The organism is Amnibacterium sp. CER49, assembly GCF_029846255.1.
GTDB lineage: Bacteria > Actinomycetota > Actinomycetes > Actinomycetales > Microbacteriaceae > Amnibacterium.
On sequence record NZ_JARVWQ010000001.1, the window covers coordinates 1,787,182 to 1,811,666 of the forward strand.

Below are 24,485 nucleotides of genomic sequence, written 5' to 3' on the forward strand. Positions count from 1 at the left end.
GCCGCGGTGGGTGCGGCCGCTCGCTCCGGCTCAGTCGGCGCGCGGCAGGACGAGGCCCGACTCGTACGCCATGATCACCGCGTGGACGCGGTCCCGCGCGCCGAGCTTGCCGAACAGGCGGGACACGTGCGACTTCACCGTCTGCTCCGCGATGAACAGGTCGGTGCCGATCTCCGCGTTGCTCCGTCCTCGCGCCACCAGCGTCAGCACCTCCCGCTCGCGCGGCGTCAGGGCCCCGAAGTCGGTGGTCGGGGGCCGCACGGCCGGCTCGGAGGCGAACCGTTCGATGAGGCGGCGGGTGACGCTCGGCGCGAGCAGCGCGTCACCGCGAGCGACGACGCGGACGGCGTCGACGAGGTCGTCCGCGCGCGCGTCCTTCAGCAGGAATCCGCTGGCGCCCGCGCGGAGCGCCTCGAGCACGTACTCGTCGATGTCGAAGGTCGTGAGCATCACGATGCGCGCGGTGACGCCCGGGCTCGCGAGGATCGCGCGCGTCGCCGCGATGCCGTCGAGCACGGGCATGCGGACGTCCATGAGCACGACGTCGGGGCGCTCCGCGAGCGCGAGCGCGACCGCCTGGCCTCCGTCCGCCGCCTCGCCGACCACCTCGAGATCCGGCTGCGCCGCGAGCAGCGCGACGAAGCCGGCACGCACCATCGCCTGGTCGTCGGCCACGAGCACCCGAACGGTCATGCCGGCGTCCCTCCGGGAACGGGGAGCGGCAGGTCGGCCAGGACCCGGAAGCCGCCGTCGGGCGAGGCCTCCGCCGTCAGCCGGCCGCCGACGCTGATCGCCCGCTCGCGCATGCCGACGAGGCCGTGGCCCCGGCCTCGCGGTGTGGGCGGCACGAGTCGCGGTGTCGCGCTGGGGCCGTTCTCGACGCGGATCGTCAGGGTGTCGCCGCTCTGCGCGCAGGCCACCCGGACCGCGGCGTGCGGCGCGTGCCGGATGGCGTTGCTGAGCGCCTCCTGCACGATGCGGTAGGCGGCGAGACCGACCACGTCCGGGACCGCGGCGGCGTCGCTGCGGGGCAGCGGCTCGAGCGTCACCGCCATCCCGGCGCGCTCCGCCTGCTGCACGAGGTCGGGGACCCCGGTGATCCCGGGTTGGGGATCCATGGGCGCGTCGGTGTCGTCGCCGCGGAGCACGGTGAGCAGCCCGCGCATCTCGTCGAGGGCCTGCCGCGAGAGCTCGCCGATCTGCTCGAGCTCGTCGACGGCCCGCTGGTCGAGGTCCGGGTGCCGGTAGCGGGCCGTCGTCGACTGCACGGTGATGATCGACATGCTGTGGGCGACCACGTCGTGGAGCTCGCGCGCGATGCGGGTGCGCTCCTCGGCGAGCACCCGCCGCGCCACCTCGCCCTCGTTCGCGCGCCGCTCGACGAGCAGCTGCGCCCCCATGCGGCTCCACTGGGACAGCAGCAGGGACAGCAGCATCACGGCCCCGGTGACGCCGCCCGCGATGACGAGGTTCACGGCGACCTCGTCGCCGTCCCCCGGGCGGAGCGCGGCGGCCAGCCCTGCGGCCGCCGCCATGGCGACGAGCCAGTGACCGAGGCCGAGGAACCAGCGCACGCGCGCGGCGACGACGGCGAGGACCGCCGCCTGCCCCACGAGGAGCACGATCCACCACGGCCACGCGAGCTCGGTGCGCGCGCTCATCGCGGCGAGGGCGAGCGACGCCGCGGTCGACAGCGGTGCCGCCACGTGCGGCTGCAGCGCCGCGAGGGGCAGCGAGGCCGCCTGCAGGGCCGTGAGCAGCAGCGCGAGCGCGATCGGCACCCGGTAGGCGCCGGCGGCGAAGGGCAGCTCGGTGAGGGCCAGCGCGATGGCGGCGAGCAGGAGCAGCGCGAACGCGAGCCGGCGCAGCCGCACGCGCTGCAGAGGCCTGCTCGAGACCGTCTCCTCGAAGGCGCGCTGGGCGCGGGCGACCGCGCTCACGACGGCGCCGAGCGGCCGACGGCCGCGGACGAGAAGGGGCCGCACGGCACCTGCCGCCATCCTGGCCTCCTTCCGGCGAGCCGAGCGCGGCACCGCGGGCTCCGTCCGGTCGGGTCGACCGCCAGCCCATTCTGCCTCCTGGCGGCCCCCGCCCAGTACCGGGGTAGGGGGAGAGAAGCGCTCCCAGGAGGGACGCGGCCGACGCGTCCGCTCCGTAGCGTTCGATCATGACCACGACTGTCGACGCACCGGGCGTGCGCACCACCCGGCCCCGAACGCGTCCGGTCGGGGAAGCGCGCTCGCTGCACGCGAGCGACTACACCGCGCTCGCGAAGCAGGTGAAGGAGGCCGGCCTGCTGCGGCGGCGCCCCGGCTCCTACCTCACGCGCGGGATCGTGCTCACCGCGCTGCTCGCCGGGGGGTTCGTGCTGCTCGCGACCCTGGGGCGCACCTGGTGGCAGCTCCTCGTGGCCGTCTACTTCGCGGTGGTGTTCACGCAGATCGCGTTCCTCGCGCACGACAGCGCGCACAAGCAGATCTTCACCTCGGGACGGGTCGGCGAGGCGTTCTCCCGCATCATCGGCAACCTCGGCATCGGCCTCAGCTACGGCTGGTGGATGAACAAGCACAGCCGGCACCACGCGAACCCCAACACGATCGGCCGCGACGACGACATCGTGCCGGGCGCGATCGTGTTCGTCACGGAGGAGGCGCCGAAGCGGCGCGGCCTGCGGCGCTGGCTCACGGCCCACCAGGGGTGGTACTTCGTGCCGATCCTCGCCCTCTCGGGGCTCGACCTGCACATCAACGCGGTCAAGGCGATCGTCACGGGCGAGCACGTCGAGCACCGCTTCACGGAGGCGGCCCTGATCGCGATCCGGCTGCTCGGCTTCCCGCTGGTCGTCGTGCTGCTGCTCGGTCCGGGTCTCGGCGCCGCGTTCATGGCTGTGCAGCTCGCCGCCTTCGGCCTCTACATGGGCGGCACCTTCTCGCTGAACCACACCGGTATGCGCGTGATCGAGCGCGGTGAGAAGGTCGACTACTTCCGCCGGCAGGTGCTCACCTCGCGCAACATCTCGGGCGGGCGCCTCATGGAGCACGTCATGGGCGGGCTCAACCTGCAGATCGAGCACCACCTCTTCCCGAACATGCCGAGCGCGAACCTGCGTCGGGTCCGTCCCCTCGTCCGGCAGCACTGCCTCGACCTCGGCGTGCCCTACGAGGAGAACGACGTGCTCACCGCCGGCGGCATCGTGATCCGGCACCTGCACCGCGTCGGGATCCGCGCGGCCGATCCGTTCGACTGCCCGGCCGCTCAGGCGTTCCGCACCGCCTGAGCCCGCCCGTTCGCGCCTACGGCGCCGAGGGCGCCGGCCGCGGCCGCACCGTGAGGGACTGCTCGGCCCGGCCGACCGGTCCCGCCACGTCGTGGAGCACGCTGCTCGTCACCCCGAGCCCGGTCGAGCCGAAGGTGACGGTGGTGTCGAGGCCCACCCAGGGCGCCCGCGGCGTGCGCAGCAGGTGGATCGTGAGGTCGACGTTCGGGAACAGCCAGCGTGCCGGGTCCTCGCGCACGGCGATGCCGTTCGCGGTGTCGACGAGCGCCAGGTAGGTCGCGACGTCGCTCACCTCCTCGTCGGCGACGAGGCCGACCGTCGAGGCGAGCCACGCGGTGGTGCGGCCGGGCGCGGGCGGTGCGACCGGCCGGAAGTCGAGCGAGGCGACGTAGCCACCGCCCCAGACCGCGTCGAAGGGTCTGCGGTCGAGCTCGCCGGGCGGCGGCAGCAGCGGCCGGACCGGTTCGGCGACGGCCGCGGTGTCGGCCGCCGCGAGGTACCAGGCGCGGGCGCGCACCGCCGCGCGGCCGTGCAGCCGCAGAGTCGCCTCGGCGAGCTCGATCGTGCGGCCGCTGCGGACGGTCTCGACCTCGACCTCGAGGGAGCCGACGTCGAGCCGGCCGAGGATGTCGAACGAGATCCGGGCGAGCAGCAGCCCGGCGGGACGCGGGTGCTGCTCGATCGCATGCGTGAGCAGGCCCGCCAGCGGGCTGAAGTGCAGCTCGTTCTCGTTCCACGCGCCGCCGACGTGCTCGGAGGGGACGAAGCGGTTCGGACCGGTGCGGGCGAAGTAGGCCTCGGCGCGGGGAGCGGACATCGTCGTCATTCTCGTGGGCGGCGCGCTGCGGTTCCGCTGATGCACGAGGCTGCGCGGAGCGCGCGGAGCGCGCGGAGCGCGACGGGGCGGGGCGCGTTCCAGCCGTCGTCCCGCGGACGGCGTCCACGCGTCGCTTCCTCATCGACGGCTCATCGACCCGCCACAGCGACCCCCTGCACGCTGCAGGCGGGAGGGACAGGGATGACGAGGATCGCGGCGCGCAGCAGGATCGGGCGGGCGCTCACCACCGGTGCGATCGTGGCCGGCATCGTGATCGCGTCGATCGTCGGGCTCGACGGCTGGGCCGACCGGGTGGCGACGCACGACGTGGCGGCCGCGGTGTCCGCGGTCAGTCAGGGGCAGGCACCGCTGCGGCCCGCACCGCCCCGCTGAGGACGGTGCGGGCCGCAGCGAGGGGCTACTGCCCGATGCGGTCGTCGGCCGCCTGCTCCGCCTTGTCGACCTGGCCGTCGAACTTGCCGCCGGTGCGGTCGTCGACCGCGTCGCCGGCCTTCTGCAGCGCGTCGTCGCTCAGCTGCTCGCCCTTGTCGGACTGCAGGAAGTCGTTCGCCTTCCCGCCGAGGTCACCGAAGTCGGCCATGGGGATCCCCTTCCGTTCGCGGCGGCCCGGCTCGTGCCGGACCCCGTCGGGCAGTCTCGGCGACCCGCGTGAGCGTGCGGTGGGCGTCCGGTGTGCGGCACCTCACGCGCTCGCGCGCCGCTCGCGGAGGGTCAGGCCGCCGAACACCACGAGCACGAGCGCGGCGGCGACCGCCCCGACGACGAGCGGCGCGAGGTCGCCGAGCGGACCGCCGAGCGCCACGGCGGTGATGCCGGTGCCGATCGTGGTGCCGACGTTGAACGCCGACGGGGTGATGCCGATGGCGATCGTGGGCGCCGACCCGGCGAAGCGGATGACGGCGGCGATCAGGATCGAGTTCGCCGACAGGCCAGTGAGGCCGAGCAGCGCGAAGAGCGCCACCGTCGGGATCGGCAGCGTCGAGCACGCCGCGAGCGCGAGCACCGTGAGGAGGGTGATCGCGGCCGTGCCGAGCATCGTGGTGGCCGGTCGCGTGTCACCGAGGTGACCGGCGACGAGCGAGCCGACCAGCGCGCCGATTCCGAAGACGACGAGCACGCCGGGCACCGCGACCTCGGGGAGGCCCGTGCGGTCGGTGAGCAGCGGCGAGATGTAGCTGAACACCGAGAGCACCCCGCCGGTGACGAGCCCGCAGGTCGCGAGCACGAGCCAGAGCCGGCCGGAGCGCAGGGCGCGCAGCTCGGGTCCGAGCCGCGGCGCCTCGCGCGACGCGTGCCCTGCCGGCACGACCCGCAGCACCGCGATCACGGCGACCGCGGCGAGCGCCGCGAGGGCCCAGAACGGCCCCCGCCAGCCGATCAGCTGCCCCGCGAAGGAGCCGAGCGGCACGCCGACGACGTTCGCCAGCATGCCGCCCGCCTGCACGACGCCGATCGCCCGCGTGCCGGAGCCCTCGGGCGCCGTGTCCGCCGCGACGAGCGAGGCGACCGCCCAGAACGCGCCCGTGGCGACGGCGGTGAGGAAGCGCGCGGCGAGCAGCACCCAGAACACCCCGGTCAGGGCGGCGAGCACATGCCCGACGGCGTAGACCGCGAGGGCGACGGCGAGCGTCGTGCGCCGGGGGAGCCGCAGCGTCAGCAGCACCATCAGCGGCGTGCCGAGCACCATGCCGAGGGCGAACACCGTGATGGAGAGCCCCGCCTGGGCGATCCCGACCGAGAAGTCGCGAGCGACCTCGGGCAGCAGCCCGGCGACGACGAACTCGCTCGTGCCCATGAGGAACGTGCCGGCGGCGAGCACCCAGGTCGCTGCGGGGAGCCGCTCCCGTCGGCCTTCCGCTGCCGCCACCACGGCCCCTGGTCGCTGTCGAGTCGGCTGCCGCACCCCACCAGGGTGTCATCCGCGCTCTGGAGGTCGGGTCCGCACGAGGCGGGGCGGACGCCGTGCCGCGGTCGTCAGGCCGGTTGCGGCACGGGGCTCCGCCCGGCGCGGCTCGAGCCCGCGAGGTGCTGCCCGGACGCCGCCGCGCTCCTCCGCTGACGGCAGCGGCTAGGCGAACCAGCCCTGCTCGGGCTTGTGGATCGCGGTCTGGCCGCGCCGCGGCTGCCGGGGCGCCGCCCAGCGGACGCCGTTCGCGAGCACCTGGCGGATCTCCGGCTGGTGGTAGACGGGGTACTCCTGGTCGCCGGGGGAGAAGTAGAAGATGCGTCCGAGCGCGCGGGTGTACGTGACGCCCGAGCGGAACACCTCGCCTCCCGTGAAGCTCGAGACGAAGATCAGCTCGTCGGGCACCGGGATGTCGAACGGCTCGCCGTACATCTCCTGCCGCGGGACCACGATCGGGTCGGGCACGCCCGCGGCGATCGGGTGCGTGTGGTCGATCGTCCAGACGAGCTCGCGCTCGCCGTCGTTGCGCCAGAGCAGCGAGTTCGTCGTGCCGGTGAGGCGCTGGAAGATCTTCGAGTAGTGCCCGGAGTGCAGCACGAGCAGCCCCATGCCGGCGAGCACGTGCCGGTGGACGCGGTCGACGACCTCGTCGGCGACCTGATCGTGCGCGATGTGGCCCCACCAGAGCAGCACGTCGGTGTCGTCGAGCACCTCCTCGGTCAAGCCGTGCTCGGGGTCCTGCAGCACCGCCGTGCGCACGACGTCGTCGGATGCGCCGAAGTGCTCCCGCAGTCCCTCGGCGATGGCGCTGTGGATGCCGTCGGGGTAGTTGCCGCGGACGATCTCGTCGCCACGGGTCTCGTGGACGTGCTCGTTCCAGACCGTGATCCTCACGGGACCTCGACCTCCCGGTGCTCGGCGGCGGACTGGTAGACGGCGTCGATCACGCGGCTGCGGTGCAGGGCGTAGTCGCCGTACGCGTCCGCCCACTCGCCGGAGCGGACGGTCGCCACGAACTCCTCGATGACGGCGAGGTGGTGGCCCGCCGGCACGTGCACCTCGGGCGCCGTCACCGCGGGCGCGCCCGCGACGTCGGAGTAGAGGCGCACCGTGTCGTCGGTGGCGTAGTTCCGCACGAAGAGGCGGGCGCCGCCGGTGGCGCCGAGCAGCTCGACGGCGATGTCCTCCTCGTCCGCGGAGTAGCTCGCCCACGACGTCTCGAGGTGGATGCTGCCGCCGGTGTCGAGGCGCAGCAGGGCACTCGCGAAGTCCTCGACCTCGAAGGTGCGGGTGCCGCCGGTCGTGGTCGAGCCCGAGCGGCCGCCGCGTCCGGCACGGCCGAGCTCCTCGTAGGCCACGGCGCTGACGCTCGTGACCCGGGGCTCGTCCATGAGGTGCAGGGCGATGTCGAGCATGTGCGGACCGAGGTCGACCATCGGGCCGCCGCCCGCCATCTGCCGGTTCGTGAACCAGGATCCGAGGCCGGGGATGCCGGCGCGGCGCCGCCAGCTCGACCGCGCGTGGTAGATCCGGCCGATGTCGTGCTCGTCCAGGTAGCGCCGGATGTACTGCACGTCGGCCCGCCGCCGGTGGTTGAAGGCGATCTCGAGCACCCGGTTCGCCGTGCGGGCCGCGTCGACCATCTCCTGCGCGAGCGCGCCGGTCGGGGCGAGCGGCTTCTCGCAGAAGACGTGCTTGCCGCTGCCGAGCGCGGCGAGCGCGATGGGGTGGTGCAGGTGGTTCGGCACGCCGATGCTCACGACGTCGAGGTCGTCGCGGGCGACGAGGTCCTCCCAGTCGTGGTACCGGTTCGGCACCCCGCGGCTCTCCGCGAGCTCGTCGAGCCGCGGCTGCTCCTGCCCGGCGAGCGCGACCACCTCGACGCCCGGCAGCGACGAGAACGCGTCGAGGGCGGTGGTGCCGGCGAAGCCGAGGCCGACGACCCCGACACGGAGCGGTTGCGGGGTTCGTTCGAGGGCCACTGCTGCTCCTTCTGGGATCGGGCGCACGACGCTCGACGCTAGGGGTGCGCTCCTGAGCGGGCGCTCACCGCGGGGCCATCCCGCTGTGGGAGCCTGCTGACGGGCGGGCGCACCGGCGCGGCCGCGCGGAGGCGGAAGGGCGTGCGACCATGACGGATCCCTCGACCACGACGGCGGACGGCGCCGCCCGGATCGACGCGCTGCTCGCGGCGATGACCGTGGAGCAGAAGGCGGGACAGCTGACCCAGTACTTCTACTTCGTGCTGCCCGACACCGACGCGGCGCTGCCCGACCCGACGGACGCGGCCGAGCAGCCGCGCCAGGTCGAGGCGGCGCTCGCCCGCGGCGGGGCGGGCTCGCTGCTGTTCGTGACGGATCCCGCCGAGATCAACCGGCTCCAGCGGCTCGTGGTCGAGGGCAACCCGCACGGCATCCCCGCCCTGTTCGGCTTCGACGTGATCCACGGCCTGCGCACGATCCTGCCCGTCCCGATCGCCATGGCGGCGTCGTGGGACCTCGAGACCATCGAGCGCGGGCAGGCCGTCGCGGCCAGGGAGGCGCGGGCCGTCGGCATCCACTGGGCGTTCGCGCCGAACCTCGACATCGCCCGCGATCCGCGCTGGGGCCGCATCATCGAGGGCGCGGGGGAGGACCCGTTCCTCGGCGCCCTCGTCGCGGCCGCGCAGGTGCGCGGCTTCCAGGGCGACGTGCTGGGGGCGCCCGAGCACGTGATCGCGGGGCCGAAGCACCTCGCCGGCTACGGCGCCGCGCTCGGCGGCCGCGACTACGACGAGGTCGACCTGTCGGAGCCGCAGCTCTGGAACGTGTACCTGCCGCCGTTCGCCGCGGCGGTCGCGGCCGGTGCCGGCAACGTCATGAGCGCCTACATGGGCCTGAACGGCGTGCCCGCGACCGGCAACCCCTGGCTGCTCACCGAGGTGCTGCGGGAGCGCTGGGGCTTCGGCGGCTTCGTCGTGAGCGACGCGAACGCCGTGAAGAGCCTCGTGACCCACGGCTTCGCGGAGGACGCGGCCGACGCGGCGGCGCGCGCGATCAACGCCGGCCTCGACATGGAGATGGCGATCGCCGAGCCGGCGTTCGACCACCTGCCCGAGGCGGTCGCGTCCGGGGCCGTCTCGGAGGCGACGCTCGACGCGGCGGTGCGCCGCGTGCTCGAGGCGAAGCAGCGGCTCGGGCTGCTCGACGACCCGTACGTCGACGAGGCGCGTGCGCGCGAGGTGCTGCGCGACCCCGCGCACCGCGAGGTCGCGCGGGTCGCCGCCCAGCGCTCCGCCGTGCTGCTGAAGAACGAGGGCGGCCTGCTGCCGCTCGACCCGGGCACCCCCTCCATCGCGGTGCTCGGGCCGCTCGCCGACTCGAGGCGCGACACGATCGGTCCCTGGGTGTTCGACTTCGACCTCGACGAGACCGTCACCGTGCTCGAGGGCATCCGCAACCGGGTCGGGGACGCCGTCCGGGTCGAGCACGCGCGCGGGATCCCCGTGGTGCAGCGGGAGTTCCCGTCGCTGTTCGACATGTTCGGCGGCAACCGCCCGGAGGACCCGGAGGGCTTCGACGAGCAGGCCGAGCTCGCGCGGGCGGTCGAGGCGGCGCGCCGCGCCGACGTCGCCGTCGTCGTGCTCGGCGAGTGGCAGAACATGATCGGCGAGAACGCCTCGCGCTCCTCGCTCGAGCTGCCCGGGCGGCAGCTCGAGCTGCTCCAGGCCGTCGTCGCGGCCGGGACGCCGACGGTGCTGCTGCTCATGAACGGCCGCCCGCTCGACCTGCGCTGGGCGGCGGAGCACGTGCCCACGATCCTCGACGTCTGGTACCCGGGCACGCAGGGCGGCACGGCCGTGGCGGACCTGCTCTTCGGCGACGTCGCGCCGAGCGGGCGGCTGCCCTTCACCTGGCCCCGCACGGTCGGCCAGGTGCCGATGGTCTACGCGCACGCGATCTCGCACGAGCCGCAGAACCAGGGCCGGCGCTACTGGGACGAGGCGAGCACGCCGCTGTTCCCGTTCGGCTTCGGGCTCGCCACCACGACCTTCGCCTACTCGGACCTCGCGGTCGACCGCGTCTCCGTGCCCGTCGACGGCACCGTGATCGTCACGGCCACGGTGACGAACACCGGGGAGCGCGCCGGGATCGCCGTGCCGCAGCTGTACCTGCACCAGCGCTTCGGCTCCGCGATCCGCCCCGTGCGCGAGCTGAAGGGCTTCCAGCGCCTCGAGCTCGCCGCGGGCGAGTCGGCCGAGGTGCGGTTCGAGGTCGGCCCCGACCTGCGTCGCCACTGGTCGACCGCCGCGCGCGACGCCGTCCTCGAGGCGTCCGTGTTCGACGTCTGGGTGGGCGCCGACGCGACCGCGGACCTCGCCGCGACCTTCGACACCCGGGGGTGAGCGCCGCGGGCTAGCGGTCCAACCCGTCGAGCCACTCGGAGAACGCGGCGCGCGACGCCTCCTGCATCCGGGCGGAGTGCTGCTCGCGCTCGCGGCGCAGCGCGTCCGGGTCGATGGCGAGCTCGTCGAGCTCGTTGTAGCCGTCCGCGACCCACTGCTCGTGCATCTCGTCGGTGAGCTCCGGGTGGAACTGCACCGCCAGCGCGTGGTCGCCGATCGCGAACGCCTCGTTCGAGTAGTCGTTCGACGACGCGAGGCGCACGGCCGAGGCGGGCAGCTCGAACGTGTCGGCGTGCCACTGCGCGACGGGGACCCCGGCGAAGTGCCGCACCGGGGAGGTCCGGCCCGCCTCGGTCGGCTCGACGCTGCGGAACCCGATCTGCGTCGAGTCGCCCCGGTAGACCCGCTCGCCGAGGGCGCCCGCCATGAGCTGGGCGCCGAGGCACACGCCGAGGGTGGGGCGCTCGGCGCCGAGGCGGGCCCGCAGCAGCCGCTGCTCCGCGGCGAGGAACGGGTAGGCCTCCGTCTCGTAGGCGCCCATCTCGCCGCCGAGCACGACGAGCAGGTCGGCCTCGGTCGGATCGATCGCGTCGACGTCCTCGGTGCGCACGTCGACGACGCGGAGCGTGTAGCCGTGCTCCTCGAGCACCGGGCGGATGTTGCCGAGGTGGATGCTCGGGTCGTGCTGCAGGACGACGGCGGTGCGCGTCACGCGGGTCCTTCCTGACTGAGGGGAGGGCGGGGAGCGGGGTCAGAGCACCTTCGAGAGGAAGGCGCGGGTGCGCTGGTGCTTCGGGTCCGCGAGCACCTCGCGCGGGTCGCCCGCCTCGACGACGACACCGCCGTCCATGAAGACGAGCTCGTCGGCGACCTCGCGGGCGAAGCCCATCTCGTGGGTGACGACGATCATCGTCATGCCGCTCGCGGCCAGGCCCTTCATCACGTCGAGCACCTCGCCGACCAGCTCGGGGTCGAGCGCGCTCGTGGGCTCGTCGAAGAGCATGAGCTTCGGGTCCATCGCGAGCGCCCGGGCGATCGCGACGCGCTGCTGCTGGCCGCCCGAGAGCTGCGAGGGGTAGGACGAGCCCTTGTCGCCGAGACCGACGCGCACGAGCAGCTCCTGGGCGCGGGCGACCGCCTGCGCCTTCGGCACGCGCTTCACCCGCAGCGGGGCCTCGATCACGTTCTCGAGCGCGGTCATGTGCGGGAAGAGGTTGAACCGCTGGAAGACCATGCCGATCTCGCGGCGCTGGCGGGCCGCCTCCTTCGGCTTCAGCTCGTACAGCTTCTGCCCGTGCTGCCGGTACCCGACCACCTCGCCGTCGACCGACAGCCGGCCGGCGTCGACCCGCTCCAGGTGGTTGATGCAGCGCAGGAAGGTGGACTTGCCGGAGCCGCTCGGCCCGATGATGCAGAGCACCTCACCCGCGCCGACCTCGAGGTCGATGCCCTTCAGGACCTCGTTCGAGCCGAAGCTCTTCGAGACGCCCTCCGCCTTCACCATCGGCGTGCCGGTCGCGGTCATCCCTTGCCTCCGAGGTCGTTGCCGTCGGGCGCGCCCGCGGCGGCGAGCGAGCCGGCAGCCCGGCCGCGTGCGGGGCGCCGCGCGTTCACGCCGCGGGAGAACCGCTTCTCGAGGAAGTACTGGCCGACCATGAGGATCGATGTGAACAGCAGGTACCAGAGCGAGGCGACGATGAGCAGCGGGATCGGCGTGTAGGTGACCGCCGAGATGTCGCGCGCGACGCCGTAGAGGTCGGTCGTGAGCGGGATGGCCGCGACGAGCGAGGTGGTCTTCAGCATCGAGATCACCTCGTTGCCCGTCGGTGGGATGATCACGCGCATCGCCTGCGGGATGATGATCCGCGTCATGGTCTGCCCCCACGACATGCCGAGCGCGGTGGCCGCCTCCTCCTGGCCCGCGTCGACCGACAGCAGGCCCGCGCGCACGATCTCGGCCATGTAGGCCGCCTCGTTCAGGGCGAGGCCGATCACGGCGATGACGAACGCGTTCTGCATGAACGAGAGGCTCAGCGAGTAGCCGAGGCTCGTCCACGGCACGCCGAGGAACACGTGCGGGTAGATGAGCGAGAACAGGCCCCAGAACACGAGCTGCACGTACACGGGCGTGCCGCGGAAGATCCAGACGTAGAGCCAGGCGACGCTCTTCACGACCGGGTTCGGCGACAGCCGCATCACCGCGAGGGCGAGCCCGAGGGCCACGCCGATCACCATCGAGTACACGGTGAGCTGCAGCGTCACGAACGCCGCGGCGCTGATCCGCTTGTCGAACACGTACTTGCCGACGAACGGCCAGCCGTAGGCGGTGCGCTGCGCCGCGTCGATCAGGAACAGCACGACGGCGAGCACCAGCACGATCGCGAAGACGATCCGCCACGGGTGCCGCAGCTTGACGGCCTCGATGGGCTCGGCCCGAGCCCCGGCGGGCGGCGGGACCGCGCCCGCCTGCCGCGCCTGGATGCTCTCGGACACGCGGGTCAGCCCTTGGAGGCGGCGTTCATCTGCGCGCTCGTCACCGCGCCGTCGGCCACGCCCCACTTGTCGAGGATCTTCTTGTAGGTGCCGTCGTCGATGAGGGCCTGGAGGGCCTTCTGCAGCACCGGGGCGAGCTTCGAGCCCTTCTGCACGGGGATGCCGTAGGGCGCCTCGTCGAAGGTCTTGCCCGCGGCCTGCAGCTTGCCCTGGGTCTTCGAGATGGCGTAGAGCGTGACGGGGGAGTCGGCGCTGAGGGCGTCGACCTTGCCGAGGATGACCGCGTTCGTGGCCTCGTCCTGCGTGTCGTACCGCACGGCCTGCACGGCGGGCTTGCCCTTCGCGATGCACGCCTTCGACTTGGCGGGCACCTCGTCCGTGTCCTCGTACGTGGTCGCCTGCACGGCGACCTTCAGGCCGCAGGCGGCGTCGGGGTTGATCGTGCGCCCCTTCTTCGAGGCCCAGAGGATGCCGGCGGAGTAGTAGTTGACGAAGTCGACCTGCTTCTCGCGCTCGGTGGTGTCGGTGAACGACGACATGCCGAGGTCGTCCTTGCCGCCCGTGATGCTCGGGATGATGTTGTCGAACTTCGCGACGTTGAACGTCGCCTTCAGGCCGAGCTTGCCGGCGACGGCGTTCGCGAGGTCGACCTCCCAGCCGGTGGGGTTGCCGTTGTCGTCCTTGTACTCGTTCGGCGGGTACGTGTCGTCCATGCCGATCGAGAGCGTGCCGGCGCTCTTGACGCTCGCCGGCACCTGGTCGGCGAGGCTCGTGTTCTTCTTCACCGCGGGCGCGTTCGAGGTCGAGCCGGACGACGGCGTCGAGTTGTCGACGCAACCGGTGAGCAGCAGCGCGGGCACGGCGGCCAGAGCGACGAGGGAGGTCAGGGAGCGGGGGCGCATTGGTGCGTCGGGCCTTCTTCTTCTTCAGGGGATGTGATGCAGGGGGCCAGGGGAGCGTATCGGGCGCGAGGAGTGCCACGCGGGAGCCCACCCGTCGCCGGCTCGGCCGTGGCGGCGGTGCGCGCGCCGCGTTGCTATACAGGCCGCATGCCGCTGCCGTCCTCGCTCGGGGCCCTCTCATGACCGTCGCTGCGCCCCTCGTGCCGACCGTCCCGCGGATCGCGGCGGGCCCCGCCGCGCGCCTCCCGAAGGGCTGACGTGCCGGAGGTGGGCGAGCCGCTCGCGGGCGGCAGCATGAACGCGCCGGTCCGGTTCGACGACCGCGTGCACCGCGTCGCAGGACCGTGGACGCCGACGGTGCACGCGCTGCTGCGGCACGTCCGCGACCGGGGCGTCGTGGTGCTCCCGGAGGTGCTCGGCATGGACGACGAGGGCCGCGAGGTGCTCACGTTCCTGCCGGGCGTCGTGCCCGCCTACCCGATGCCGGGCTTCGTCTGGACGGACGAGAACCTCGAGGCGTCCGGTCGGCTGCTCCGCGCGGTGCACGACGCGACCGCCGGCTTCGAGCTCGCGGGGCGGACGTGGCAGCTGCCGGCGCACGAGCCCGTCGAGGTGGTCTGCCTGAACGACGTGGCGCCGTACAACATGGTCTTCGTCGACGGCCGGGTCACCGGTCTCATCGACATCGACACCGCGTCGCCCGGTCCCCGGGTGTGGGACCTCGCCTACCTCGCCTACCGGCTCGTGCCGATCGCGTCGCCCGGCAACCCGGACCTCCCCGCGCCGTCCGCGCCGGAGCTGCGGCGACGGCTCGCACTGCTCTGCGCCGCGTACGGCGACGTCGATCCGGAGGCGGTGCTCGCGGTCGTGCCGGAGCGGCTGCTCGAGCTCGCCGCGTTCACGGAGGCGCGCGCGGGGGAGCGGCCCGAGCTCGCCGCGCACGCCCGGATGTATCGCACGGACGCCGCGTGGGCGGCGTCCGTGCGGTGCTGATCGGTTGTGCCTAGCCCTTGAGGTTCTGCATCAGGGTGTTCTGCAGCTTCGTGAGCGCACCCTTCGGTGTCTCCTTCAGCGACATGACGTCCTGACCGAAGACGGTCATCGGGGTCGTGCTGTCGACGAGCGAGACGTTCGCGAAGAGCGCCTGGCCGCCGGGCGCGGCCCACGTGCGGCAGATCGGCTGCCACGCCTCGACGCACTTCACCGCGTTGGGGTCCTGCTTGAACTCGGGTGTCGCGGCGATCGACTTGAGCACCGGCAGGCCGATGCCCGTGTGCTTCGTCCAGAGCGGCTTCATCGCCTTGTAGTAGTAGGTGAGGAACGCCTCGGCGCCCTTCAGGCTCGACGAGTTCTTGTAGAGCATGATGTTGTTCGGGAAGAAGAGCGCGCCCTTCTTGCCGGACGCGCTCGTCAGCGGCTCGCCGACCACGACGTCGGTCGCCCACCTGCCGCCGAGGTTCGACGCGAGGCCCGGGCCCTCGACCTGCATGCCGAACTTGCCGGCCTTCCACTGGTCCTGCGTGTTCTGCGTCGTGTAACCGGTGCTGCGCGGATCGGCGTAGCCGTTGCGGATCAGTCCCTGCAGGAACGTGAGCGTCTCGATGTTCTCGGGCGTGACCAGGTTCGGCTTGTGGGACTGGTCGAAGATGCCGCCGCCGTTGTTGATCATCCAGCCGACGATGCCCTGGAAGGCGTTGCCGCCGGAGCCGCCGCTCAGGCCCAGGCCGTACACGCCGATCTTCTTGAGCGCGGCGCAGGCGCTCTCGAACGACTGCCAGTCGGTGGGCGGCTGCACGCCGGCCTTCTGGAGCAGTGACTTGCTGTACCAGTGGATCCGCATGTCGATGTTGTAGGGGATCGCGACCGTGCCCTGCTCGGTCTTCATCGCCTCGAGGGTGCCGGGCAGGAAGTCGTCGTACAGCCCGTTGCTCTTCCACGACGACAGCAGGTCGTCGGCGTACGCGATGGCGCCCTGCTTCGCGAACTGGAACGCCTGCGTGCCGCCGCCGCTGCTCACGGCGGGGTTCGTGTGCGAGGCGACCGAGGTGGAGAACTTCGCGACGAAGTTCGACCAGGCGATCGCCTGGTACTTCACCGCGGGCAGCCCGCTCTTCGGCTTGTAGGCCAGCGTGATCCTCTGGTCGAGCGGGTTGAAGGCCGTGCCGCCCCAGGGCATGTTCCAGAACTGGATCGTCCCGCCGCTCGATCCTGAGCCGCCGCCCGAGGAGCAGGCCGCGAGCGCGAGCGAGGCGAGGGAGCCGCCCGCGAGGCCCGCGAACGCTCGCCGGGAGAGTGCGGTGTTGGAGGTGGACATCGTTGTTCCCCTTCTGCTGGCAGCACTGCCGTCGCCACTCGACCTTGCGAAACAAGGCACGGAGGTATCCCGCGACGTCGGCAGTCTCGCATCTCGTATCCGCGGGCGCAACGCCGACACTCGCTCGTCTTGTTGCGCAACTTCCCCAGCGCGTCTAGCGTGTGGCCGTGCCGAACCCCTCATCGATCGAGCCCCGGCGGCCGACGCTCGCGGATGTCGCCGCGATCGCGGGCACGTCGGTGCCGACCGTCTCGAAGGTGCTGCGCGGCGGCACCGACGTCTCCCTCGCGATGCGCCGCGCGGTCATGGCGGCGGTCGAGTCGGTCGGGTACGCGCCCCGCGAGCCCCGGCGCCCGGACTCGGACGCGCCCGTGCTCCTCGACTTCGTGCTGAGCGACGTCCACGGCAGCTGGGCGAACCAGGCCCTCACGGGCGTCGAGGAGGCGGCGACCGATGCGGGCCACGACGTGGTGCTCACGATCGCTCGTGGCGACGGGACGTGGGTGCAGCACGTGCTGCGGCGACGCTCGGCGGGTGCGATCATCACGCTCGTCGACCCGACATCGGCGCAGCTGGCGGCCCTGCGGGCCGGCGGTGTCCCGCTCGTGCTCATCGACCCGATGAGCAGGCCGCCGAGCGACGTCGCCAGCGTGGGCGTCACGAACTGGGACGGGGGACGGGTGGCCGCGGAGCACCTGCTGGCACTCGGCCACCGTCGCTTCGCCGCGATCGGCGGCACTCGCGGCCACCGCTACAGCCGGGCTCGCCTCGACGGCTTCCAGTCGGCGGTGCAGCAGGCCGGCGGCGGCCCCGTCCTCGTCGAGCACGCCGACTGGCGGAGGGAACCGGCGGCCCTGGTGGCGGAGGCCCTGCTCGATGTGCCGGACCGGCCGACGGCGGTCTTCGCGTGCTCGGACCTCATGGCGATCGGGGTCTACGAGGCGGCGCGCCGGCTCGGCCTGCGCATCCCCGACGACCTGAGCGTCGTCGGGTTCGACGACGTCCCGGAGGCCGCGTGGGGGTCGCCGCCGCTCACCACCGTGCGGCAGCCCATCGCCGAGCTCGGTGCCGCGGCGGTGCGGATGCTCCTGCGCGTGCGCACCGGTCGCCTCGCCGCCGTGCCGCGCGAGGAGCTGGCGACGGAGCTCGTCGTCCGGGCGTCGACGGCGCCGCCCGCGGCCTGAGCGGGACCCGCACCGGGCGTCGAAGCGCCCGGGTTAGCGTGGTCCGCGAGGGCTGCAGCGATCATGACGACGAGACGACGACCACCCGACGCGCGACTGGCGGCGGCGCGCTACGCGGTCGAGCACGCGGCTCCGCCCGAGGAGCAGGCACCCGGCGAGGAGACCGATCCGGGCCGGCCGACGCTCGACCAGCACGGGCAGATGGTCGAGATCGCGATCCAGCAGGCGATGCGGCGTGGCGACTTCGAGGACCTGCCCGGCCGGGGCAAGCCGATCGAGGGGCTCGACCGCGTGCACGACCCCGACTGGTGGATCCGGCGCAAGATCGAGCGCGAGGGCCTCACCGGGCTCGGTCCGCCCGCCCTGCTGCTGCGCAACGAGGACGCGGCGCTCCGCGAGCGGCTCGACGGGCTCCACACGGAGAGCGCGGTGCGCGAGGCGCTCGTCGACTTCAACCGACGGGTGCGCGAGGCGCGGCTGCAGCTGCTCGGCGGCCCTCCCGTGCTCGTCGCGTACCGCGACGTCGAGGCCGAGGTCGCCGCGTGGCACGAGCGGGCCCGCGAGCGCCGCGAGGCGCGCCGGCGCGAGGACGACGCGGAGCGCGAGCGGGAGGCCGCGGCGCTCGCCGCGATGTCGTGGCGGGAGCGCCGGCGGGCGAAGCGGCGCCGTGAGCCGCGACGGCTCTAGTACTGCCCCTTGATCACGAAGTAGGAGCCGCGGATCGTGCCCGCGAGCTTCGAGCGCTGCCGTGCGAACTTGAACGCCGACAGCTCCTCGGGCACCTCCATGTCGTCGGAGAGCTTGAAGCCCACCGCCCGCTTGCCCTGGTCGTCGAGCGCCCAGAGCACGTTGATCGAGAGGCCGCTCTCGTAGAAGAGGTACGTCCAGTCGACGCCCTCGACCTCGAAGCGGGCGACCTCGAGCACCGGCGACGCGATCTCGATGCCGCGCTCCTCCCTGAGGATGCGCTCGGCCCGCTCGACCGCCTCCCGCGCCTCCTCGGCGGGGACGGTCGTGAAGACGAGGTCGTACTTGTTCTTGAAGTAGCGCGCCTCGTTGGCGCGCAGCCCCGCGAGCGCCTCGGCGACGGGTGAGGACTCGAGTCCCGCGGTCGAGACGTCGGTCCAGTCGACGGTGTGGCTCATGACGGCTCCTTCGCGGGCGCGAGCGGCAGCGCCCTCGCCTCACCGTAGATGCGGAGGCCGTGGCTCGCACCCGATACGTCAGCGCGGTCGGCGGATGCGGATCGGCCCCTTCGCCGTCGAGGGGTCGACGACCGACCCGCCCTGCGTGATCTCGGCCTCGCCGCGCGCCACCATGCGCCGGGCGGCCCGGCGGGCGGGCTCCATGAGCGGTCGCCAGTCGTCGGGGGAGACCCGTCGAGCGGCGTCGGACGGGCAGATCGTCGCGCTCGCGGCGCGGGCGTCGAGCAGCGAGTCGATCGCCGCCTCGAGCGCCCGGTCGGTCGCGTCCACCCGGTGGCGCCGGCAGGCGTCGGAGCAGTGCGTCGACTCGGGCGCCGCGGACAGCGGCATCCGCCGCCCGCACGACGCGCAGGTGCGCTCCGCGTGCGCCGCGGCCGAGGCCTCGATCGCCGTGCGCGACTGCCGTCCCATGCCTCCTGCAACGCGGGACGGTGCTGCTTTCTGCCGCGCGCCGGCAACGGCATCATGGCCGAGCGCGCGTCGACCCTCGGCGCACGGGCAGCGGAGGAGGTCCGCCATGGCCGATGTGCTGATCGCCGGCGGCGGTCCGACGGGCATGATGCTCGCCGGCGAGCTCGCACTCGCCGGGGTCGACGTCCTCGTGGTCGAGCGCCGCGGGACGGGGGCGCTCGTCGGCTCGCGCGCGGGCGGCTTCCACTCGCGCACGATCGAGATCCTCGACCAGCGCGGCATCGCCGATCGGTTCCTCGCGGCGGGGCGGATCGCGCAGACCGCACGGTTCGGCACCTCGGTGCTCGACATCGGCGACCTGCCGACGCGGCACCCGTACGGGCTGGGCCTCTGGCAGGACCGGATGGAGCCGATCCTCGCCGGCTGGGTCGAGGAGCTCGGGGCTCCGATCGAGCGCGGGCGCGAGGTGGTCGGCCTGGAGCAGGACGCGGACGGCGTCGACGCGCGGCTCGACGACGGGTCGGTCCGGCGCGCGCGGTACCTCGTCGGGGCGGACGGCGGCCGCAGCGCGATCCGCCGGGCCACGCGCATCCCGTTCCCCGGCGTCGACGCGACCCGGAGCAACCTGATCGCGGAGGTCGAGGTCACCGAGCCGCCGCCCGCGGGGATGCGCCAGGACGAGCGGGGTGTGCACGGCCTCGCCCCGCTGCCCGACGGCCGCCTGTACCGGGTGGTGACGACCGAGCAGGTGCTCGGGTCGCCGGACGAGCCGACGCTCGACGACCTGCGGGGTGCGCTCACCGCGGTCTTCGGCACGGACTTCGGCGTGCACGGCGCCGTCTGGATCTCCCGCTTCACCGACGCGACGAGGCAGGCCGAGACCTACCGCGCCGGCCGCGTGCTGCTCGCGGGCGACGCCGCCCACATCCACTACCCGGCAGGCGGCCAGGGGCTCGGCCTCGGGCTGCAGGACGCCGTGAACCTCGGCTGGAAGCTCGCGCAGGTCGTGCACGGCACGTCGCCCGAGGCGCTGCTCGACACGTACACCGCCGAGCGGCACCCGGCGGCTGCCCGGGCGCTCGAGCACTCGATGGCGCAGACCGTGCTGCAGCGGGCCGATCCGCGCACCGCAGCGCTCGCCGCGACCGTCGGCGAGCTGCTCGCCCTCGACGAGCCCCGGCGGCTGCTCGGTGCGCGCATCCACGGGCTCGACCTCGCGTACGACCTCGGCGGCGGGTCGCCGCTCGTCGGGCGCCGGGTGCCGGACCTCGATCTCGACACCGAAGCGGGCCGGACGCGCGTGCACGCGCTCCTGCACGACGCGCGGCCGCTGCTGCTCGACCTCGGCGGCGGCATCCGGGCGGTGCCGGCGTGGGCGCCGGGGGTGCGGCTGGTCGCCGCCCGCGCCGCGGGGCCGTGGGAGCTGCCGCTCGTCGGGCCGGTGCCGGCACCGACCGGGGTGCTCGTGCGTCCCGACGGGCACGTCGCGTGGGCCGGGCACGGCGACGACGCGGGCCTGCTCGACGCGCTCGCGCGGTGGTTCGGTCCCGGCACCCCGCCGTCCTGACCGTCCCCGGCCTTGCCTCCGCCGGCCGCGCGACCGACCATGGACGCCCGGCATCGAGGAGGCGCAGTGGACGGGATGGTGCGGCCCGTGGGCCTGCCGCCGTCGGAGGAGGGCGGCGAGGCCGCCTGCTGGCTCGCGGACGTGTGCGAGCGGTGCGGCGCCTTCAACGAGGTCGCCCGCGCGCCGTGCTGGCGCTGCGGCGCGGTCGCCGGCGCCCTCGAGGACGACGGACCAGTCGCCCGCTGACCCGTTCCGCGGGGTCGTCGGCTTCCTGGGCGTCCGGGCAGGGTGCCAGGATGCGGCCATGCGCATGCTGCTCACGTCCAACGGCGTCAACGAGCCCGGTCCCGTCCAGGAGACGTTCCTCGACCTGCTCGGCAAGCCGACCGCCGAGTCGCGCATCGCCGTCGTGATCGACGCGATGCTGCCGTTCCCGGGGGACAAGGGACGCATGCTCGAGCACCTGCAGGGCCTCCGCGCCCTCGGCTGGACCGAGTTCGACGTCGTCTCCCCGTTCGCCGGTCCCCGCGGACTCGTCGAGTCGCGGCTCCGCGAGGCGGACGTCCTGTTCTGCTACGGCGGCAGCAACCACTGGCTCTCGCACGCCTGGAACTCGTCCGGGCTCTCGCCGGTGCTCCGCGAGCTGCTGGACGCGCAGGTCTACGTCGGCATGAGCGCCGGGTCGATGATCTTCTCGCGCAACCAGGCGGCCGCCGTCGACGCCCTCGACGACCACGAGGAGCTCGAGCTGTTCGGGTTCGACTCCGTCGCGCCGGCGGTGCCGCTCTTCGACTGGGTGCTGCTGGCGCATCTCGGTGCGCCGTTCGTCGCCCACCAGGACGCCGCTTGGACGGCGGAGCGGGCGGCGCGGCTCGGCGCCCCGATCTGGTACCTCGACAACACGAGTGCGCTGCTCGTCCGCGATCCGGACGCCGAGCCGGAGGTGGTGTCCGGCGGCCACTGGCTGCACTTCGACGGCAGCGGCGCCCTCGTCGGCTCCCGCTGAGCGGTCCTGCCTCCCGCTACTCGCGGAACAGCGCCCGCCGCATCGCGAGGCGCAGCTCGACGTCGTGCCGCAGCACGGCGAGCGCCCGGTCGAGCAGCTGGTCGTCGGCGGGCGCGAGGGGTGCCCCGGTGCGGCCGAGCACCGTGAGCGTGGCGATGTGCCGCCCGTCCGAGGCGGTGAGCGGCCGCTGCAGCACGAGGCCGCGCGGGTCCGCCTGCCCGCCGAGCAGCTCGGCCGGGTCCGCCGGCGCGAGCCGGGGCGAGGTCGCGTCGTCCGCGGCCTGCAGCCAGCGGGTGCGGATCCGGCTGCCGTCGGCCGGGCTCTCGGTGACGAGCGTGCCGTCCTCGAAGGCGAGCATCGCGCGGCTCGCACGCAGCGCGAGGGTCGCCAGCTCGAGCGGCGGTGCGAGCTGCTCGGGTGCCGTGAGCCCCTCGAGCGACATCGGCGCGGACTGCGCGGCCGGCGCCGCCACTGCGGCGGCCGCCGCCGGCTCCCCGCGCCGCTGCAGCAGGTCGTCGACGAGGAACTGCTGCAGCCCCACGGCGACGTCGTGCAGCGAGATGCGGTCGCGCGGCGCCCGCGCCGTCATCCGCTCGAGGATCTCGCCCACCGGCCGCGGGACGATGTCCGGCACCACCGGGTCGCGCACCAGGCGGTCGAACGCCGACCGCTCGACGGGCCCGGGGTACTCGACGCGGCCCGTGATCGCCTCGAGCAGCACGAGACCGAGCGAGTAGATGTCGGACTCCGCCGTGGCGTCGCGGCCCTCGACCTGCTCGGGACTCAGGTACGCGGCCGTGCCGACCGTGAACTGGCCGAGCTCGGGCTCGCCGATGCGCGACGTGATGCCGAAGTCGGTGAGCTTCGCGACGACCGGGCGGGCGCTGCGCACCTCGGCGATGAGCACGTTCGCCGGCTTCACGTCGCGGTGCAGGTAGCCGGACTGGTGCATGTAGTCGAGACCCTCCGCGACGTCGAAGCCGAGCCAGCACGCCTCCGAGACCTCCATCGGGCCCCGCGCCAGACGCTGCTTCAGCGACTCCCCGCGGATGTACTCCATGACGAGGTAGAGCTGCGGGGAGGGGTCCGGGCCCTCTCCGACGCCGACGTCGAGGAGCGTGGTGAGCGCGTAGTGGTTCAGCGAGGCGGCGACCCGCGCCTCGATGGTCTGCAGGTCGGGGGACGCGGGGCTCTCGGACCGCCGGCGGAAGACCTTGACCGCCACGTCCCGGCCGAGCACGAGGTCGCGGGCGACCCACACCGTCGCCTCGCCGCCGCTGCCGAGCGGAGCGGTCAGCTCGTAGCGCCCCCCGAGCACCGTCGGCGCGGACGCGCCGGAACCGTCCCCGGCGCGGGGATCGTGCATCGCCACGGCTCAGTCCTGCTCGTGCGCGACGGTGCGGATGTCGGACACGTACACCGACTCGTTCTCGGGCGCTCGCGGGCGGCGCGGCCGGCCGGGGTCGAGCTCCTCCTCGTGGCGGGAGAGCAGCACCGCGGTGCGGTGCACGAGCGTGCCGAAGCCGACCTTCGCGATCAGGTCGGCTCCCGACAGCGCGAGCTGCCCGATCACGACGACCACCGCGCCGCTGAACGCGCCCACCAGCCCGTACACCATCGGGTAGGCGAGCCAGGTGATGAGCAGCAGCACGAGCCCGGAGCGGTACGAGGAGCGCGCGTCGAGCGGCAGGCGGGGGAGCGAGATCACGAGCGCGCGGAAGAACACCGCGTAGAGCACCCCGAAGAACGCGGCGCCCAGGAGGCCGAACACGGTGTAGGCGACGATCGAGCGGCCGGACGCGATGACGAACGCGCCGAGGAAGCCGCTCACGATCATGCCGATGGCGCTGACGATCCCGATGCGGCGGGCGTTGCGCAGGGTGCGCTCGCCGAGCGCGCTGATCGCGAGCAGCTCGACGACGAGCAGGGGCACCGTCACGACCCAGTCCATGTACCGGATCGCCCACGCGTAGCGGGCGGCCGGGAGCGGCACGTACACGACGTGCTCGAGCGACCCGGTCGCGCGGTAGCCCAGCAGGAAGGCGGCGACGAGACCGACGTACGACGCGAAGGCGATCGCGACGACCGCGTTCGCCGTGAGGCTCGCGACCCGGTAGGTCGCGTACGACTCGCGGGAGGTGAAGCGGATGCGGACGAGCGTGGCGAGCAGGGCCAGCCCTGCGGCGACGAGCCCGAACAGCACGAGGTCGTGCTCGGACTGCGACAGCGACTGCGTCCAGGGCGGCTGGATCATGGGCAGGTCCTTCTCAGGCGGGCGGCGGATCCGCGGCGACGTGCTGGGGCCGCCTGGAAGGGTAGGGCCCCTCGGCCGAGCGGCGGCTCCTGTGCAGCGGACGGGGGCGCCTGCTTCACCGCTCGGTCCCGTCTTGACGGTCGTCGGTGGGGCGCACCCCGTCGAGGTTGCGGAGCGCGTCGGCCGACAGCTGCACATCGACGTGCGCGTCGACGCGCCGGAGCGCCGAGACGATGCGCAGCTCGAGGTCGAGCACGGCGGTGTTCAGCCGCTCGTCGCCCGGGAGGCGCAGGATCGCGTACTGCACCTGCGTGGAGCCCCGCGCCGGCGTGATGTCGATCGCGCCGAGGAAGCCCCGGCCGATCTCGGAGCGGCTGCGGATCAGCGTGCGCTCCTCGGTCACGCGCTGCAGGTAGAGGCGCCCGTAGGGCAGGTCGGTGGGCTCCAGCGGCAGCCCGATCTCACGGACGAGGCCGAGGACGGTCTGCTCCCAGCCGGTGTGCACCGTCGCGGCGATGCGCAGGCGCCCCCGCTCGGCGGTGGCGGTGCGCCGTGGGCGTCCGCCGGACCTGCCTGCCCGCAGCGCGACCGTCACGGCCACCACGGCGCCGAGCACCGCGAGCGCGGTGAGGACGACGGCGAGCACGGGCATTGCGGGGTCCTGTCTACCGGGTCGCGCTGGGCCCCGGCGGGAGGGTGCGCCGGGCGTCCGAGAGCGCGGGTTGAACGGCACCGAACCGTGGC

The 24,485-nt window shown here is 73.6% G+C and carries 26 protein-coding genes; 9 read left to right on the top strand and 17 right to left on the bottom strand.

What is annotated here, in order from left to right:
* Positions 1 to 30 precede the first annotated feature (30 nt).
* Complete coding sequence (locus QDR37_RS08760) at positions 31 to 693, bottom strand: response regulator transcription factor (RefSeq protein ID WP_279713243.1); 663 nt, start codon at positions 691 to 693, stop codon at positions 31 to 33.
* Complete coding sequence (locus QDR37_RS08765) at positions 690 to 2,000, bottom strand: histidine kinase (RefSeq protein WP_279713244.1); 1,311 nt, start codon at positions 1,998 to 2,000, stop codon at positions 690 to 692. Before QDR37_RS08765 ends, QDR37_RS08760 begins: the two co-directional genes overlap by 4 nt.
* 167 nt (positions 2,001 to 2,167) lie before the next feature.
* Between QDR37_RS08765 and QDR37_RS08770 the strand changes: the two genes are divergently transcribed.
* On the top strand, positions 2,168 to 3,277 hold the full coding sequence (locus QDR37_RS08770) for an acyl-CoA desaturase (protein WP_279713245.1): 1,110 nt from the start codon (positions 2,168 to 2,170) through the stop codon (positions 3,275 to 3,277).
* A 16-nt stretch (positions 3,278 to 3,293) separates the two neighbouring features.
* On the opposite strand, the gene QDR37_RS08775 is transcribed toward QDR37_RS08770, so the two are convergent.
* The gene (locus QDR37_RS08775; protein WP_279713246.1) at positions 3,294 to 4,094 is read right to left on the bottom strand and encodes a thioesterase family protein; all 801 of its coding nucleotides are present in this window, start codon (positions 4,092 to 4,094) and stop codon (positions 3,294 to 3,296) included.
* Positions 4,095 to 4,295: 201 nt separating this feature from the next.
* Here QDR37_RS08775 and QDR37_RS08780 point away from each other — a divergent pair, with 201 nt between their 5' ends.
* The gene (locus tag QDR37_RS08780) at positions 4,296 to 4,487 is read left to right on the top strand and encodes a hypothetical protein (RefSeq protein ID WP_279713247.1); all 192 of its coding nucleotides are present in this window, start codon (positions 4,296 to 4,298) and stop codon (positions 4,485 to 4,487) included.
* Between the two features lie 25 nt (positions 4,488 to 4,512).
* Here QDR37_RS08780 and QDR37_RS08785 read toward each other — a convergent pair whose 3' ends face one another.
* From QDR37_RS08785 to QDR37_RS08800, 4 genes are all read right to left on the bottom strand, one after another.
* Positions 4,513 to 4,695 carry an antitoxin gene (locus tag QDR37_RS08785; protein WP_279713248.1) on the bottom strand — a complete coding sequence of 61 codons (183 nt, stop codon included), beginning with the start codon at positions 4,693 to 4,695 and terminating at the stop codon, positions 4,513 to 4,515.
* A 102-nt stretch (positions 4,696 to 4,797) separates the two neighbouring features.
* Positions 4,798 to 5,982, bottom strand: coding sequence for an MFS transporter (locus QDR37_RS08790; protein WP_279713249.1), 1,185 nt, complete (start codon positions 5,980 to 5,982; stop codon positions 4,798 to 4,800).
* Between the two features lie 201 nt (positions 5,983 to 6,183).
* Positions 6,184 to 6,915, bottom strand: a complete 732-nt coding sequence (locus tag QDR37_RS08795) for a ThuA domain-containing protein (protein ID WP_279713250.1) — start codon at positions 6,913 to 6,915, stop codon at positions 6,184 to 6,186.
* Entirely contained in the window at positions 6,912 to 8,003 is a 1,092-nt protein-coding gene (locus tag QDR37_RS08800; protein WP_279713251.1) for a Gfo/Idh/MocA family oxidoreductase, read from the bottom strand. Before QDR37_RS08800 ends, QDR37_RS08795 begins: the two co-directional genes overlap by 4 nt.
* Before the next feature lie 149 nt (positions 8,004 to 8,152).
* Between QDR37_RS08800 and QDR37_RS08805 the strand changes: the two genes are divergently transcribed.
* A complete protein-coding gene (locus QDR37_RS08805; protein WP_279713252.1) occupies positions 8,153 to 10,405 on the top strand; it encodes a glycoside hydrolase family 3 N-terminal domain-containing protein in 2,253 nt (750 codons plus the stop codon).
* Positions 10,406 to 10,415: 10 nt separating this feature from the next.
* Here QDR37_RS08805 and QDR37_RS08810 read toward each other — a convergent pair whose 3' ends face one another.
* Genes QDR37_RS08810 through QDR37_RS08825 form a run of 4 tightly spaced genes read right to left on the bottom strand, consistent with a single transcriptional unit; the run spans position 10,416 to position 13,800 of the window.
* Entirely contained in the window at positions 10,416 to 11,117 is a 702-nt protein-coding gene (locus QDR37_RS08810; protein WP_279713253.1) for a glutamine amidotransferase, read from the bottom strand.
* A gap of 39 nt (positions 11,118 to 11,156) precedes the next feature.
* Positions 11,157 to 11,930, bottom strand: coding sequence for an amino acid ABC transporter ATP-binding protein (locus QDR37_RS08815; protein ID WP_279713254.1), 774 nt, complete (start codon positions 11,928 to 11,930; stop codon positions 11,157 to 11,159).
* Positions 11,927 to 12,898, bottom strand: a complete 972-nt coding sequence (locus QDR37_RS08820) for an amino acid ABC transporter permease (protein WP_279713255.1) — start codon at positions 12,896 to 12,898, stop codon at positions 11,927 to 11,929. Before QDR37_RS08820 ends, QDR37_RS08815 begins: the two co-directional genes overlap by 4 nt.
* A gap of 5 nt (positions 12,899 to 12,903) precedes the next feature.
* Entirely contained in the window at positions 12,904 to 13,800 is an 897-nt protein-coding gene (locus tag QDR37_RS08825) for an ABC transporter substrate-binding protein (RefSeq protein WP_279713256.1), read from the bottom strand.
* 258 nt (positions 13,801 to 14,058) lie between these two features.
* Between QDR37_RS08825 and QDR37_RS08830 the strand changes: the two genes are divergently transcribed.
* Positions 14,059 to 14,793 (top strand): phosphotransferase, encoded by a 735-nt coding sequence (locus QDR37_RS08830; protein ID WP_279713257.1) that lies wholly within the window; start codon positions 14,059 to 14,061, stop codon positions 14,791 to 14,793.
* Between the two features lie 10 nt (positions 14,794 to 14,803).
* On the opposite strand, the gene QDR37_RS08835 is transcribed toward QDR37_RS08830, so the two are convergent.
* Positions 14,804 to 16,114: an extracellular solute-binding protein gene (locus tag QDR37_RS08835; protein ID WP_279713258.1), complete on the bottom strand. Its 1,311-nt coding sequence runs from the start codon at positions 16,112 to 16,114 to the stop codon at positions 14,804 to 14,806.
* 167 nt (positions 16,115 to 16,281) lie between these two features.
* Here QDR37_RS08835 and QDR37_RS08840 point away from each other — a divergent pair, with 167 nt between their 5' ends.
* Both QDR37_RS08840 and QDR37_RS08845 read left to right on the top strand, forming a co-directional pair.
* Positions 16,282 to 17,298 carry a substrate-binding domain-containing protein gene (locus QDR37_RS08840; protein ID WP_279713259.1) on the top strand — a complete coding sequence of 339 codons (1,017 nt, stop codon included), beginning with the start codon at positions 16,282 to 16,284 and terminating at the stop codon, positions 17,296 to 17,298.
* Between the two features lie 63 nt (positions 17,299 to 17,361).
* On the top strand, positions 17,362 to 17,985 hold the full coding sequence (locus QDR37_RS08845; RefSeq protein WP_279713260.1) for a DUF1992 domain-containing protein: 624 nt from the start codon (positions 17,362 to 17,364) through the stop codon (positions 17,983 to 17,985).
* Here the strand turns inward: QDR37_RS08845 and QDR37_RS08850 are convergent.
* Both QDR37_RS08850 and QDR37_RS08855 read right to left on the bottom strand, forming a co-directional pair.
* Positions 17,982 to 18,443, bottom strand: a complete 462-nt coding sequence (locus tag QDR37_RS08850) for a phage tail protein (RefSeq protein ID WP_279713261.1) — start codon at positions 18,441 to 18,443, stop codon at positions 17,982 to 17,984. The genes QDR37_RS08845 and QDR37_RS08850 overlap by 4 nt on opposite strands.
* Before the next feature lie 78 nt (positions 18,444 to 18,521).
* Positions 18,522 to 18,914 (bottom strand): DUF3253 domain-containing protein, encoded by a 393-nt coding sequence (locus tag QDR37_RS08855; protein WP_279713262.1) that lies wholly within the window; start codon positions 18,912 to 18,914, stop codon positions 18,522 to 18,524.
* Between the two features lie 106 nt (positions 18,915 to 19,020).
* On the opposite strand from QDR37_RS08855, the gene QDR37_RS08860 reads away from it, so the two are divergent.
* The 3 genes from QDR37_RS08860 to QDR37_RS08870 all read left to right on the top strand — a co-directional run bounded on the left by QDR37_RS08860 (position 19,021) and on the right by QDR37_RS08870 (position 21,487).
* On the top strand, positions 19,021 to 20,481 hold the full coding sequence (locus QDR37_RS08860) for an FAD-dependent monooxygenase (RefSeq protein ID WP_279713263.1): 1,461 nt from the start codon (positions 19,021 to 19,023) through the stop codon (positions 20,479 to 20,481).
* Positions 20,482 to 20,547: 66 nt separating this feature from the next.
* Entirely contained in the window at positions 20,548 to 20,727 is a 180-nt protein-coding gene (locus QDR37_RS08865; RefSeq protein ID WP_279713264.1) for a hypothetical protein, read from the top strand.
* 58 nt (positions 20,728 to 20,785) lie between these two features.
* Positions 20,786 to 21,487, top strand: coding sequence for a Type 1 glutamine amidotransferase-like domain-containing protein (locus tag QDR37_RS08870; protein WP_279713265.1), 702 nt, complete (start codon positions 20,786 to 20,788; stop codon positions 21,485 to 21,487).
* Between the two features lie 16 nt (positions 21,488 to 21,503).
* On the opposite strand, the gene QDR37_RS08875 is transcribed toward QDR37_RS08870, so the two are convergent.
* The 3 genes from QDR37_RS08875 to QDR37_RS08885 all read right to left on the bottom strand — a co-directional run bounded on the left by QDR37_RS08875 (position 21,504) and on the right by QDR37_RS08885 (position 24,393).
* A complete protein-coding gene (locus tag QDR37_RS08875; RefSeq protein ID WP_279713598.1) occupies positions 21,504 to 22,853 on the bottom strand; it encodes a serine/threonine-protein kinase in 1,350 nt (449 codons plus the stop codon).
* 9 nt (positions 22,854 to 22,862) lie between these two features.
* On the bottom strand, positions 22,863 to 23,741 hold the full coding sequence (locus QDR37_RS08880) for a bacteriorhodopsin (protein WP_279713266.1): 879 nt from the start codon (positions 23,739 to 23,741) through the stop codon (positions 22,863 to 22,865).
* Between the two features lie 115 nt (positions 23,742 to 23,856).
* Positions 23,857 to 24,393, bottom strand: coding sequence for a hypothetical protein (locus QDR37_RS08885; RefSeq protein ID WP_279713267.1), 537 nt, complete (start codon positions 24,391 to 24,393; stop codon positions 23,857 to 23,859).
* Positions 24,394 to 24,485: the final 92 nt, after the last annotated feature.

Bases quoted from the DNA above. Each gene is read 5' to 3' on its own strand.
- QDR37_RS08760 (WP_279713243.1), bottom strand. From the start codon at position 693: ATGACCGTTCGGGTGCTCGTGGCCGACGACCAGGCGATGGTGCGTGCC.
- QDR37_RS08765 (WP_279713244.1), bottom strand. From the start codon at position 2,000: ATGGCGGCAGGTGCCGTGCGGCCCCTTCTCGTCCGCGGCCGTCGGCCG.
- QDR37_RS08770 (WP_279713245.1), top strand. From the start codon at position 2,168: ATGACCACGACTGTCGACGCACCGGGCGTGCGCACCACCCGGCCCCGA.
- QDR37_RS08775 (WP_279713246.1), bottom strand. From the start codon at position 4,094: ATGTCCGCTCCCCGCGCCGAGGCCTACTTCGCCCGCACCGGTCCGAAC.
- QDR37_RS08780 (WP_279713247.1), top strand. From the start codon at position 4,296: ATGACGAGGATCGCGGCGCGCAGCAGGATCGGGCGGGCGCTCACCACC.
- QDR37_RS08785 (WP_279713248.1), bottom strand. From the start codon at position 4,695: ATGGCCGACTTCGGTGACCTCGGCGGGAAGGCGAACGACTTCCTGCAG.
- QDR37_RS08805 (WP_279713252.1), top strand. From the start codon at position 8,153: ATGACGGATCCCTCGACCACGACGGCGGACGGCGCCGCCCGGATCGAC.
- QDR37_RS08815 (WP_279713254.1), bottom strand. From the start codon at position 11,930: ATGACCGCGACCGGCACGCCGATGGTGAAGGCGGAGGGCGTCTCGAAG.
- QDR37_RS08825 (WP_279713256.1), bottom strand. From the start codon at position 13,800: ATGCGCCCCCGCTCCCTGACCTCCCTCGTCGCTCTGGCCGCCGTGCCC.
- QDR37_RS08835 (WP_279713258.1), bottom strand. From the start codon at position 16,114: ATGTCCACCTCCAACACCGCACTCTCCCGGCGAGCGTTCGCGGGCCTC.
- QDR37_RS08845 (WP_279713260.1), top strand. From the start codon at position 17,362: ATGACGACGAGACGACGACCACCCGACGCGCGACTGGCGGCGGCGCGC.
- QDR37_RS08850 (WP_279713261.1), bottom strand. From the start codon at position 18,443: ATGAGCCACACCGTCGACTGGACCGACGTCTCGACCGCGGGACTCGAG.
- QDR37_RS08855 (WP_279713262.1), bottom strand. From the start codon at position 18,914: ATGGGACGGCAGTCGCGCACGGCGATCGAGGCCTCGGCCGCGGCGCAC.
- QDR37_RS08860 (WP_279713263.1), top strand. From the start codon at position 19,021: ATGGCCGATGTGCTGATCGCCGGCGGCGGTCCGACGGGCATGATGCTC.
- QDR37_RS08870 (WP_279713265.1), top strand. From the start codon at position 20,786: ATGCGCATGCTGCTCACGTCCAACGGCGTCAACGAGCCCGGTCCCGTC.
- QDR37_RS08875 (WP_279713598.1), bottom strand. From the start codon at position 22,853: ATGCACGATCCCCGCGCCGGGGACGGTTCCGGCGCGTCCGCGCCGACG.
- QDR37_RS08880 (WP_279713266.1), bottom strand. From the start codon at position 23,741: ATGATCCAGCCGCCCTGGACGCAGTCGCTGTCGCAGTCCGAGCACGAC.
- QDR37_RS08885 (WP_279713267.1), bottom strand. From the start codon at position 24,393: ATGCCCGTGCTCGCCGTCGTCCTCACCGCGCTCGCGGTGCTCGGCGCC.